At 67.7% G+C, this 12,309-nt stretch carries 10 protein-coding genes; 6 read left to right on the forward strand and 4 right to left on the reverse strand.

All coding sequences use genetic code 11. The annotated features are described in order from the left end of the window. Positions 1–122: 122 nt before the first annotated feature. A complete protein-coding gene (locus tag MYXE_RS22325; RefSeq protein WP_004571723.1) occupies positions 123–1,103 on the forward strand; it encodes a phosphotriesterase family protein in 981 nt (326 codons plus the stop codon). After that, the gene (locus MYXE_RS22330) at positions 1,100–2,578 is read left to right on the forward strand and encodes an AMP-binding protein (protein ID WP_085195337.1); all 1,479 of its coding nucleotides are present in this window, start codon (positions 1,100–1,102) and stop codon (positions 2,576–2,578) included. The genes MYXE_RS22325 and MYXE_RS22330 overlap by 4 nt, the downstream gene beginning before the upstream one ends. Here MYXE_RS22330 and MYXE_RS22335 read toward each other — a convergent pair. Next, positions 2,547–3,677, reverse strand: a complete 1,131-nt coding sequence (locus MYXE_RS22335) for an acyltransferase family protein (protein WP_232061886.1) — start codon at positions 3,675–3,677, stop codon at positions 2,547–2,549. The genes MYXE_RS22330 and MYXE_RS22335 overlap by 32 nt on opposite strands. A gap of 239 nt (positions 3,678–3,916) precedes the next feature. Here MYXE_RS22335 and MYXE_RS22340 point away from each other — a divergent pair, with 239 nt between their 5' ends. Together MYXE_RS22340 and MYXE_RS22345 are read left to right on the forward strand one after the other, a co-directional pair. Continuing rightward, on the forward strand, positions 3,917–5,155 hold the full coding sequence (locus MYXE_RS22340; protein ID WP_112650203.1) for a PorA family protein: 1,239 nt from the start codon (positions 3,917–3,919) through the stop codon (positions 5,153–5,155). A gap of 6 nt (positions 5,156–5,161) precedes the next feature. Beyond that, complete coding sequence (locus tag MYXE_RS22345) at positions 5,162–6,892, forward strand: hypothetical protein (RefSeq protein WP_085195344.1); 1,731 nt, start codon at positions 5,162–5,164, stop codon at positions 6,890–6,892. Positions 6,893–6,959: 67 nt separating this feature from the next. On the opposite strand, the gene MYXE_RS22350 is transcribed toward MYXE_RS22345, so the two are convergent. Next, entirely contained in the window at positions 6,960–8,150 is a 1,191-nt protein-coding gene (locus MYXE_RS22350; RefSeq protein ID WP_085195346.1) for a glycosyltransferase family 4 protein, read from the reverse strand. A gap of 25 nt (positions 8,151–8,175) precedes the next feature. Here MYXE_RS22350 and MYXE_RS22355 point away from each other — a divergent pair, with 25 nt between their 5' ends. Beyond that, positions 8,176–8,940: a class I SAM-dependent methyltransferase gene (locus MYXE_RS22355; protein ID WP_085195348.1), complete on the forward strand. Its 765-nt coding sequence runs from the start codon at positions 8,176–8,178 to the stop codon at positions 8,938–8,940. Positions 8,941–9,007: 67 nt separating this feature from the next. Continuing rightward, the gene (locus MYXE_RS22360) at positions 9,008–10,477 is read left to right on the forward strand and encodes an aldehyde dehydrogenase (RefSeq protein ID WP_004571716.1); all 1,470 of its coding nucleotides are present in this window, start codon (positions 9,008–9,010) and stop codon (positions 10,475–10,477) included. Positions 10,478–10,487: 10 nt separating this feature from the next. Here MYXE_RS22360 and MYXE_RS22365 read toward each other — a convergent pair whose 3' ends face one another. After that, the gene (locus MYXE_RS22365) at positions 10,488–11,225 is read right to left on the reverse strand and encodes a polysaccharide deacetylase family protein (protein WP_004571715.1); all 738 of its coding nucleotides are present in this window, start codon (positions 11,223–11,225) and stop codon (positions 10,488–10,490) included. A 62-nt stretch (positions 11,226–11,287) separates the two neighbouring features. After that, a complete protein-coding gene (locus MYXE_RS22370) occupies positions 11,288–12,289 on the reverse strand; it encodes an FAD-dependent oxidoreductase (RefSeq protein ID WP_085195350.1) in 1,002 nt (333 codons plus the stop codon). Positions 12,290–12,309: the final 20 nt, after the last annotated feature.

Below are 12,309 nucleotides of genomic sequence, written 5' to 3' on the forward strand. Positions count from 1 at the left end.
CGAAACCCGAACGCCAGATCAACCGCAGCATGCGGAGACCGTTGTGGCAGCTGTGACGACAGCCATCGGTCTTACCTTCAATCTGGACGAACTCGGGCGCTCGTCGCTCTAGCATCAGCGTCGTGCCGCAACTGAATACCGCACGGGGACCGATCAATACCGCCGATCTCGGTGTCACGCTCATGCACGAGCACGTGTTCGTGATGACCACCGAGGTCGTCCAGAACTACCCGGAAGGCTGGGGTGACGAGTCAAAACGCGAAGCCGACGCCGTCATACGCCTCAACGAGCTGAAGGCCCGCGGCGTCGACACCATCGTCGACCTCACCGTCATCGGACTGGGCCGTTACATTCCGCGCATCGCGCGGATCGCGGCTCAAACCGAGCTGAACATCGTCGTCGCCACCGGTTTGTACACCTACAACGACGTGCCGTTCTGCTTCCACTATCTGGGCCCGGGCGCGCCGCTGGACGGTCCGGAGATCATGACCGACCTGTTCGTCCGCGACATCGAACACGGCATCGCCGACACGGGCGTCAAGGCCGCGATCCTCAAGTGCGCCACCGACGAACCCGGCGTCACCCCGGGGGTCGAGCGAGTGCTGCGGGCCGTCGCGCAGGCCCACAAGCGCACCGGTGTGCCGATCTCCACCCACACCCACGCGGCCACCCGGCGCGGGCTCGAACAGCAACGGATCTTCGCCGAGGAAGGCGTCGACCTGACCCGCGTGGTGATCGGGCACTCCGGCGACACCACCGACATCGACTACCTCGAAGAGCTCATCAACAACGGCTCCTACATCGGCATGGACCGCTTCGGCGTCGACGCGTTCCTGCCGTTCGAGGACCGAGTGAATACGGTGGCCCGGATGTGCGAGCGCGGGCACGCCGACAAGATGGTGCTCTCGCACGACGCCAACTGCTATTTCGACGCGCTGCCCGAAGACCTGCTGCGGGTCGCCGCGCCGAATTGGCATTACCTGCACATCCACAACGACGTGATCCCCGCGCTGAAGGAGCGCGGCGTCACCGACGAGCAGTTGCACACCATGCTCGTCGACAACCCGCGCCGCATCTTCGAACGCCAGGGCGCCTACCAATGACGCAGCCCGAGCCGGTCCCGCCGATCGGCACCCAGATCTCGCGGCTGGCCGAACTGGCTCCCGACGAACCGGCGGTCACCTGCGACGGGCGCACCATCACCCGCGCCGAGCTGGACGCGTCGACCAACCGGCTGGCCCGCGCCTACGCCGGGCGTGGTGTCGGTGTTGGCGACTACGTGACGATCGTGCTGCCCAACTCTATCGAGTGGATACAGGCTGCGGTGGCGTGCTGGAAACTCGGCGCGGTGCCCCAGCCGCTGTCGCCGCGGCTGCCCGACCCGGAATTTGAGGGCCTGCTGGAGCTGAAACCGCGGGCGCTTCTGGTGGGACGAACGGATCCAAAGAGTGAAATCCCTTCCGTCCCCGCGGGTTTCGTGCCGGAAACCTCCGATTCTCCGCTGCCTGAGGCGGTATCGCCATGCTGGAAGTCGATGGCATCCGGCGGCAGCACCGGTCGGCCCAAGCTCATCGAAGCCGGCGGCGACAGCCGGATACCACCTGCCATCGGTTATCCGCTGGGCGCACAGGAGGGCGACACCACTCTCGTGTCGGTGCCGCTGACCCACAACACCGGCATCACTACAGCGGTGATCGCGTTGCTGATGCGCCACCACCTGGTGCTGATGCGCCGGTTTGACCCGCACGAGTTCCTGCGGCTGATCACCGAGCATCGCGTCACGTTCCTGACGACGGTGCCGACGATCATGCAGCGGCTGCTGCCGGTCTACCGCGCCAATCCCGATGCCTACGATCTGTCGTCGATCCGGCGGTTCTGGCACTTGGGTGCGCCGTGCCCGCCGGCGGTCAAACAGGCCTGGATCGACTTGCTCGGCCCCGAGAAGGTCTGGGAACTGTACGGCGGCACCGAGCTTCAGGCGCTGACGTTCATCTCCGGCGAGCAGTGGTTGACCCACCCCGGGTCGGTGGGCGTCGTCGTGGCCGGTGAGATGAAGGTGCTCGACGACAACGGCCGCGAATGCCCGCCCGGTGTGGTCGGCGAGATCTACATGCGGCCCAGCCCCGGCACTGCTCCGACCTACCGCTACGTCGGTGTTTCAGCCAAGAGCCGCGACGGCTGGGACTCGCTGGGTGATCTCGGCTACTTCGACGCCGACGGCTACCTCTATCTGTCGGATCGGCGGGTCGACATGTTCACCGTCGGCGGCCGCAACGTCTACCCCGCCGAGATCGAGAACGCGCTGTCCGCGCACCCCGACGTGCTGTCGTGTCTGGTGGTGGGAGTTCCCGACGAGGACTTGGGTCAGGTGCCCTACGCCCTGGTCCAAACCGCCGACGGGTCGACGCTGACCGAGCAAGCGGTGCAAGCATTTGTGCGTGAACGTATCGCCGCATACAAGGTGCCGCGGACCGTAGAGTTCGTCGACACCCCGCTGCGCGACGACGCCGGCAAGGCGCGCCGCTCGGCGGTGCGCGCCGACGTCATCACACGGTTGCAGGCGCGGCAACGCTGCTGACCGGCTCGAGCCCCGGCACGTCGCGAGGGTCTTGGCCGGGTTGAGTGCTGCGATGTTCCCAACGGCGCAACGCCTCTCGGCACGGTGACTCGACGAGCGCGTAACTGACCGCCGCGATCGCGATGGCGAAGACCAGCGTCAACACCAGCACCACGGGCATCGATCCGCTGAACGCGAATTCGCCGATCACCGGAAACACCATGGCCAGCGCGGCCAGATGCCACACGAAAATCCCGTAAGACCAGCGACCCAGTGTCACCATGCCCTCGGACGCCAGAAAGCGGTGTGGGGTATCCGGCCGATCCAGCACCAACGGCGCCACCAACGCGAAGGCCAGCACCGCGCCCATCGCCGTCTTGACCGCGAATTGGCCTGCGGTGCTTGGCGTCAGCCCAGCCGGCCCGGCCAGCGGGGACGCGCCCACCAGATACGCCGAAAGCGCCACCACAGCCATCAGCACCCGCCGGCGCGCCAACCGGTGCGGCAGGCCGAGTGGGCTGTGCAGCCACTCAGCCAGCAGCATGCCCGCGGCGAACCAGGAGCAGAACGCCGGCGGCCAGTTCAGCGGGTTAAGCCCGGGCGTCGCCCCGAACGGGATCCAGCCCCATGCCCAACTGGCGAGCGCGACCGCGGCGATCACCGGCACCCGCAGCCGCACCGGGATGCGGCGGGCCAGTAGCGCCAAGATGGGCAACGCGAGATAGAAGCTGACCTCGACCGACAAGCTCCACATCTGGGTCAGACCCGCCGTCAACGTCAGCGGAACATAGATCTGGGTGAGCGACAGGTTCGCCAGCCACACGGTCAGGCTGGCATGGTCGGCCTCGGGCAGCAGACACAGGATTACCACGACCGCCACCACATAGCCGGGCATGATCCGCACCACCCGGGACCGCAAGTAGTGACCCGTCGCCGGCGGCGCGCCCAGGCCGCGCGCCGCCGCCGCGTGCCCACGCCACAGCAAAAACCCCGACAGCGCGAAGAACACCGCGACCGCGAAGTCGAAGCGGGCGAACAACCGGCCGTCCACACCGCTGGAGTGCCCGGTCTGGAACGCGACATGAGTGACCACCACCCCGATGGCCGCGCAGGCCCGCATGCCCTCGACCGCGGGCAAAAAGCTACGGGTCCCGCCGACCCGGCGCGTTTCGGTCACCGGCCCCAGTCTGCCGCCGACGGGTTCGCGACACGAACCCGGGTACATCGCAATTGCCTACAGCGAGCATCGGGACATAAGCCGGCATCTTAAGTTCTGCTGTTAGGGTCGAACGGGTTTGCCCCGCTGCCTGATCACAACCCGGTGGCGGCGATCTAGGACCAGAAGGAGGTCACAGCAACGTGAACCGAGCAGTCATGTTGCGGATCGCCGCGTGCGGGATCATGGGTCTCGGGGCCGCTCTGCTGATCGCCGCGCTGCTGCTGTGGACCTACACCACCAGCAGGATCACCAAGATCCCGCTCGACCTCGACACCACACTGATCAGCGACGGCAACGGCACCGCGCTCGACCCCGGGTCGCTGTCCGGTGACCACTACGTCATCGACCAGAACGTGCCGCTGGTATCCCAGCAACAGATCAGCGTCGAGTCACCCGCCAACGCCGATGTGGTCACGCTGCAAGTCGGCAGCACTGTGCGGCGCAGCGACAAACAAAAGGACACCGGCCTGCTGCTCGCGATCGTGGATACCGTCACCCTTAACCGCAAAACCGCGATGGCCGTCTCCGACGAAACCCATCCCGGCGGCTCGGTGCAGAAACCGCGCAGCATCAACGACGAGAGCCCGCCCACCAACATCGCGCTGCCGCACGACGGGCTGGCCTACCGGTTTCCGTTTCACACCGAGAAGATGACCTATTCCTACTTCGACCCGATCGCGCAGAAGGCATATGACGCCAACTACCAGGGGCAAGAAGACGTCAACGGCTTGACCACCTACAAGTTCACCCAGAACGTCGGCTACGACGCCGACGGCAAGCTGGTCGACCCGGTCAAGTATCCCTCGCTGTATGCCAACGACGACGACGGCAAAGTCACCGCCACCGCCGCGAGGTGGGGCCTGCCTGGCGACAACCCCGACGAAAAGATCACCATGACGCGCTACTACGCGGCGCAGCGCACGTTCTGGGTTGACCCGGTGACCGGCACGATCGTCAAAGCGCAGGAGCATGCCAACCACTACTTCGCCCGCGACCCGCGCAAGGCGGAGGTGACGCTCGCCGACTACAAAGTCACCTCCACCGAGGAAACCATCGAGGCGCAAGTCAACGCGGCCCGCGACGAGCGTGACCGGCTCGCGTTGTGGTCGCGGGTCTTGCCGATCACGTTCACCGCGGCGGGCCTGATTGCGCTGGTCGGTGGTGTCGTGCTCGGCTGGTTCAGCCTGCGCACGGAGGCGGCGCTGATTGACCCCGGCCTGGACCGAGCCGACCACGGCTTCTTCGGCCGCGACGACACGGCGGGTGAGCCGGTGTCTGGCGCTGAAGCCGAGACCGAGATACTGCCGACACGCCCTGACTTGCAGGACGGCGCGCCCGCACCTGGTTCGCCCGACTCAGCTCCGCCGGACCGTCCCTAACCGACCATGACCCGGGTTAGCCACCGGGCTCTCCAGTGGTCGGTGCCGGCGTACGCCCTGACGCTGGCGCTGCTGGTGGTGGCGCCGCTGCTGGCCCCCGGTTATTTGCTGCTGCGCGACGCGGTGTCCACGCCACGGTCCTATCTGTCGGACACCGCGCTCGGGTTGGGCGAGTCTGCGCCGCGGGCTAGCCCGCAGGATTTCGCGGTGGCGCTGGCGTCGCATGTGCTCGACGGCGGTGTGGTGGTCAAGGTGCTGCTGGTGGCGGGGTTGTGGCTGGCTGGGTGGGGTGCGGCCCGGCTGGTCGCACGGGTGCTGCCCGATGCTGGGCGGCCCGGCCAGTTCGTCGCGACCACGCTGGCGATCTGGAACCCCTATGTCGCCGAGCGGCTATTGCAGGGGCATTGGAGTCTGTTGGTCGGCTACGGCTGCCTGCCCTGGGTTGCGTCGAGCATGGTGGATCTGCGCCTCGGTTTAAGCCGACGGGGGTTTTTTGCGCTGGCGTGTTGGGTTCCGCTGGCCGGGTTGACGCCGACGGGACTGATGCTGGCGGCGACGGTGGCATTGGTATGCGCGGCGACGCCCGGGCCGGGGCATCCACGCTGGCTGTGCGGGACTGCAGCGTTGGCCGTGGCAGTGGTCGCCGCGCTGCCCTGGTTGACGGCGTCGGCATTGAGTCGTTCTGCGGGTGGGCACGCCTGGGCACAAGCCCCGGCGGTCGCGGTGTTCGCCGCGCGCGCCGAGCCGGGCCTGGGCACGCTGGGCAGCCTGGCCAGCCTCGGCGGGATGTGGAACGCCGAGGCCGTACCGACATCCCGCACAACGGTTTTCGCGCTTCTGGCAGCCGTGGCGCTGCTGGGCGTGGTGACAGCCGGCCTGCCGGTGGTGGTGCGCCGCGCGGCTGCTATCCCGCTGCTGGTGCTGGCGGTCGTTGCCGTCGTGGTGCCCGCGGTGTCGGCCACCGGGCCTGGACTGGCGGTGTTGCGGGGGCTGGTCGAGACCGCACCCGGCCTGGCGGTACTGCGCGACGGTCAGAAGTGGGTGGCATTGGCGATGCCCGGATATGCCCTGGCGGGCGACGCCGCGGTGGTGACCCTGCGCCGATGGCTGCGACCGACGGTGACGGCTGCGGTGTGCTGTGTGGCGTTAATCGCGGGCCTGCCCGATCTGGCCTGGGGGGCTGCGGGCAAGCTTCAGTCCGTGCGGTACCCCACCGCCTGGCCGACGGTGTCGAGGATGATCAACGACCATCCCGGGCCGGTGGCGGTGCTGCCTGCGGGCACCATGCGGCGCTTCTCCTGGTCGGGGCCGGCACCCGTGCTCGACCCGCTGCCCCGCTGGCTGCGCGCCGACGTGCTGGTGACCGGCGACCTGACCGTTTCCGGGGTTACCGTTCCGGGTGAAGGCGCCCACGCCCGCGCGGTGCAGGGGTTGCTGCTGGCCGGGGTTGATCCGCGGACGCTTCGCGATGCAGGTGTGGACTGGGTGGTCGTCGAGTCGGGAACTGCCGGCGACATGGGCGCGGCCGCCCGGACCCTCGACCTGCTGCCGCCGGTTTATCGTGACGCGGATCTGGCGCTGTACCGGATCGGTGGCCACGATGTGGGTCCGCCGGCGAACCGCCGACTCGCGGTGCTGGTCGCACACCTGATGTGGCTGGGATTGCTCGTTGGTGGCGCTGTCGGAGTAGCTGTCAGCGGACGGTGCCATCGGGGCCCCGTTAGTTCGAGTCGCTAGCTGTTTCGAGGCACACGCTGTTGTACAGCTGTGTAGATTTCCGACTTGCTGGAAACTTCGTTCTGCGTTAAACCAGGCCGCTGATGCGACGGCCCGCACGTACCGCCTCCAGCACAGCGCGCATCGCCTCGGCGCTTTGGCGCCAAGAGAATTCAGCGCATCGGGTCTGCGCCTTGCCGCCGAGTTCGGCGCGCAACACCGGATCGGCCAGTAGCTGTTCGAGCCGATCCACCAGCTCGTGGTGGTCGTCGACAAGGACCCCGGTCACCCCGTCGACGATGGAGTCGCACAGCCCGCCGGAGGATCGATAGCCGATCGTGGGCACGCCGTGCTGGGCCGCTTCGACTACGGCCACCCCCCACCCTTCTTTGCGGGACGGCAATACATGTACCCAAGAACGTTGCACCACATAGTGTTTGGTGACGTCGTCGACGTGGCCGTGAAATGTCACCGCGTCGGTGATGCCCAGCCGCTCAGCATGGTCGACCAGTCGCTGCCGCCACCATCCGCTACCGACGATGTCGAGATGCAGACCCGCTACCCGCGGCCGCAGCGCCGCGACAGCGTCCAGGGCATGCTCGATCTGCTTGTGCGGAACAAGCCGCGACAACACGACCACCCGCGGCGACGCCGCGCGCGGTCCGCCCAGGGTCTGCGCCGGTGCTTCGTCAAGACCGTTGCGCACCACCGCGATTCGATCGTTGTCCACGCCGAGCTCGACAAGGTCGCGGGCCGACGGCAACGACACCGTCACGTACTGATTGCGGCGGTGCAGCCGCGGCGACAACCTCGACTCGATATACCAGCCCAGCCGGCCGAGCACCGGGCCGGCCACCGGCCACTGTTCGCGGTGGCAGTGATGCACCAGCACGGCCACCCGCCGCCCATAGAGCAGCCGCGCCAGAAACGGCACGCCGTTCTGGGTATCGATCACCACGTCGGGCCGCACCCGTCGCAGCGGCCCGAACCCCAGCCGGGCTGCGGCCATCGCCAGCAGCGCCCGGAGGTATACCGAATACCGTCCCCCGGCGCGGTTGACCCGCACACCATCGACCACCTCGCGGCGCGGCGCACCGGGATAGCGCGCGGTGCGCAGGGTGACGTCCACGCCGGTCGCGGCTAGTTGCGCGCCGATGCGCTGCAGGTAGGCTTCGCTGCCGCCGCCCTGCGGATGACCGGTGTCGCGCCAGCACAGCAGCAATACCGCGCTCACCCCCCGGGATTTGTGGCCCTCGGGCTCACTTTGCGCGGCAGACATCGGGTGACAGCCTAGCGTGGGTCCGATGGCCGTCACCGACACGTTTGCACGGCGTGCGACACTGTCCCGCTCGCTGCGGTTGCTGCGGGAGTTCCGCTACGAGCGATCGGAGCCGGCCCGTTTCTACGCCGCGCTGGCCGCCGACACCGCGACAATGGTCGCCGACCTGTGGCGGGCCGTGCATGGCGGGCCACCAGAAGGCTGCCGACTGCTCGACGTCGGCGGCGGTCCGGGGTATTTCGCGGCCGCCTTCGCCGCGGTCGGGATCGACTACCTCGGCGTCGAGCCCAGCCTCGACGAGATGCATGCGCCCGGCCCGGCGCCCGACGAACGGCCGGGTGTGTTCGTGCGCGCTTCAGGGATGGCGCTGCCGTTCGCCGACGACAGTGTGGACATCTGCCTGTCGTCCAACGTCGCCGAACACGTGCCCCGGCCCTGGCAGCTCGGCAACGAGATGCTGCGCGTCACCAAACCGGGCGGCATGACGGTGCTGTCCTACACGGTGTGGCTCGGACCGTTCGGCGGCCATGAAATGGGCTTGACGCATTACCTCGGCGGAGCCCGTGCCGCGGCCCGCTACGCCCGCAAACACGGCCATCCGGCCAAGAACAACTATGGGTCGTCGCTTTTTGCGGTGTCGGCGGCCGACGGCCTGGCCTGGGCGGCCAGCACCGGCGCGCTGGTGGCGGCTTTTCCCCGCTACCACCCGCGATGGGCATGGTGGACGACGTCCGTGCCGGTGCTACGGGAGTTTCTGGTGAGCAACCTGGTGCTGGTGCTGCAACCGTAGTCGCACCGCGATTCCACTTGACTGAAACGTGTTCTCGTTTCGGGTCGGGCTGGGTAGGGTTGGCGCCATGACCGACAGCCAGAAGACCGAATACGACAAGCTGTTCATCGGCGGCGCGTGGACCCAGCCGTCGACGTCAGCCGTCATCGAAGTGCACTGCCCGGCCACCGGCGAGTACGTCGGCAGGGTACCGCTGGCCGCGGCCGCCGACGTCGACGCCGCTGTCGCCGCGGCCCGCAAGGCGTTCGACACCGGCCCGTGGCCGTCCACCCCGCCGGCACAGCGCGCCGCCGTCCTCGCCGCGGCGGTCAAGCTGATGGAAGACCGCAAGGAACTGTTCACCAGGCTGCTCGCCGCCGAGACCGGTCAACCGCCGACCATCATCGAAACGATGCACTGGGCCGGATCCATGGGGTCGCTGAACTTCTTCGCCGGGGCCGCGGACAAGGTCAAGTGGACCGAGACCCGTACCGGTGCCTACGGGCAGACCATCGTGAGCCGCGAGCCGATGGGCGTGGTCGGCGCGATCGTCGCGTGGAACGTTCCGTTGTTCCTGGCGGTCAACAAGCTTGGACCCGCACTGCTCGCCGGCTGCACCGTCGTGCTCAAACCCGCCGCCGAAACTCCGCTCACGGCCAACGCATTGGCCGAGGTCCTCGCCGAAGCCGGCCTGCCCGAAGGGGTGCTGTCGGTGGTGCCCGGCGGGGCAGACACCGGCCAAGCGCTCACGTCCAACCCGAACGTCGACATGTTCACGTTCACCGGGAGCTCGGCGGTGGGCAGGGAAGTCGGCAAGCGCGCCGCGGACATGCTCAAGCCGTGCACGCTCGAGCTCGGCGGCAAATCGGCAGCTATCGTCCTCGAGGACGTCGATCTGCCCGCAGCGGTGCCGATGCTGGTGTTCTCGGGCGTGATGAACGCGGGCCAAGGCTGCGTCAACCAGACCCGCATCCTGGCGCCGCGCTCCCGCTACGACGAAATCGTCGAAGCGGTAAGCAGTTTCGTGCAAGCCCTCCCGGTGGGGCTCCCCTCGGACCCCGCCGCCCAGATCGGGCCGTTGATTTCGGAGAAGCAGCGCAGCCGCGTCGAGGGCTATATCGCCAAGGGCATCGAGGAAGGGGCGCGGCTGGTGTGCGGCGGCGGCCGACCGGAGGGGCTGGACAGCGGCTACTTTGTGCAGCCGACGGTATTCGCCGATGTCGACAACAAGATGACGATCGCCCAGGAGGAAATCTTCGGACCGGTGCTGTGCATCATCCCGTACGACACCGAGCAGGACGCGATCGCCATCGCCAACGATTCGGTGTATGGCCTGGCTGGCAGCGTCTGGACAACCGACGTGCCGAAAGGCATTGAGATCTCCCAGAAGATCCGCACCGGCACCTACGGCATCAACTGGTATGCCTTCGACCCCGGCTCACCGTTCGGTGGTTACAAAAACTCGGGCATCGGCCGCGAGAACGGGCCCGAAGGTGTCGAGCACTTCTGCCAGCTCAAGAGCGTGCTGCTGCCGATGGGCTACACGATCGACAGCTGACCGGCCCCGCTCAGGCGGCGACGTCGTTGAGCGTGACCGTCTGCAGGTTGCGGCTGTGGATGAGATCGAGCAGCTGCGGGTAACAATGCGTGATAGTGGGCAGGTTGGCGTGCGCCAGCACGATCTGCTGCGGCTGAAACGCCTTGCTGGCGTTGGCTATTAGGCTGGCTTCGCTCTCGGGAGCGGAATCGCCGAGGGTGGAGCTCCACAGCGTGATCGTCGTGTAGCCCTGGTCGGCGGCGACCCGGTCGATGTCGGCGTTGTGGACGCCGTAGGGCGGCCGGAAGTAGGGGGTGCCGTCCACACCGTAGGTGCGTCTTAGGAAGTCGGCGTTGCGGCGAATCTGGTCGGCCACCGCGGTCAGCCCGATGCGGGTGAGGTAGGGGTGCGACCAGGTGTGGTTGGCCATCTGGACTTGCCCGGAGTCGACCAGGGGTCGCAGCGCGGGTGCGTTAACCGACCACGAGGGGTGGACACCGGTGACGAAAAACGTCAGCCGGGTGCCGCTGTCGCGGCAGAACTGGGCGAAGGCACCGACGACAGGGACGCTGGCGCCGTCATCGACGGTGAGCGCCAACTTATTGCCAGTTCCGGGCAGCCGAGTGAGCACGCCGGCCGCCGTCGGCAGCGGCGCCAGCGGGATTTTCCACCGCACCGGCTCGGCGCCTGCCGCTGCTGCCCGGCTCGCGGCCGCGACGAAAGCGGCGGCAATGGCGCACAGCAATGTCCGCCGCTCGATGTTCTGCACAGAATCAAAGCTACGCCGAAACAGGAGTCAGGCGGTTTTACTTGTGCGCCTTGGCTTTTCGGTCATGACTCATTGCGTGACGCTGTTGGCGCGAGCACCAGCCTTGCGGCTTGGCGGGCACAACCCCAGGACAGCGTGACCCCGTTGCCGCCGTGTCCATAGTTGTGCACGCAGCGCGCCCGGCCCACGGGCTCGACCTCCACCCGCACCGCGGGGCGACCAGGCCGCAGGCCCGTGATGGTCTCGACCACCTCCGCGTCGGCAAGACGCGGCTCGATCGCCCGGCATCGCTGCAGAATCCGTTCGGTGACATCCGGAAGGGGGGTGCGGTCCCACCGGCCCGGCACTCGGATTCCGCCGCACACCACTCGCTGGGGATGCGGAAAATAACACGTCCACTCCTCGGCCTCGGTGACCTCGACGAATACCTGGTCCAACCCTGGATTACTCAGCACGACATGCTGGCCGAACAGCGGCTGCACGGTGTGGTCGCCGACCAGTTCGCGGGCCCCCAGACCGGTGCAGTTGACGACGATCGGCGCAGCCTCTGCGGCCTCGGTTAACGACCGCACGCGGCGGATCTCGATCTCGCCGCCGGCGGCCGACAGGCGGTCCAGCAGATACTGCAGGTAGCGCGGCATGTCGATCAGCGGCATGGTGGCCAGAAACCCGTGCGTGAAGCCCGGCGGAAGCTGCGCGGAGGCACAGCGGCGAAGGTCGGGAACCAGGTAAGCCTGCGGCGGCAGCTCGTCGACGTTGGCTAACTCGCCCACTGCGAGTACCGGCGCCAGCCGCACCCCGGTGTCTGGCACCTTGGCCAGCTCTTGGAAATCACGCAACGACTGCGCCATCCACGCCAGCGTTTGGGACGCCGGTTCCTGAAATGCGGGGCCCCACAGCGCGCCCGCGACGATGGACGTGGTCTGTGGGGGCGGCTCCGCTGCCCACACCTGTACCCGCGCGCCCGCCTCGGCCAGACAGATCGCGGTGGTCAATCCGCTCACCCCGGCCCCGACCACTACGACGGGTTCCGCGTTGTTGGATCGAACGCCGTTTGTGCTCATCGTCTTATTGTGTCGGCTTG

It is taken from the genome of Mycobacterium xenopi (genome assembly GCF_009936235.1).
In the GTDB taxonomy this organism is placed as follows: Bacteria; Actinomycetota; Actinomycetes; order Mycobacteriales; family Mycobacteriaceae; genus Mycobacterium; species Mycobacterium xenopi.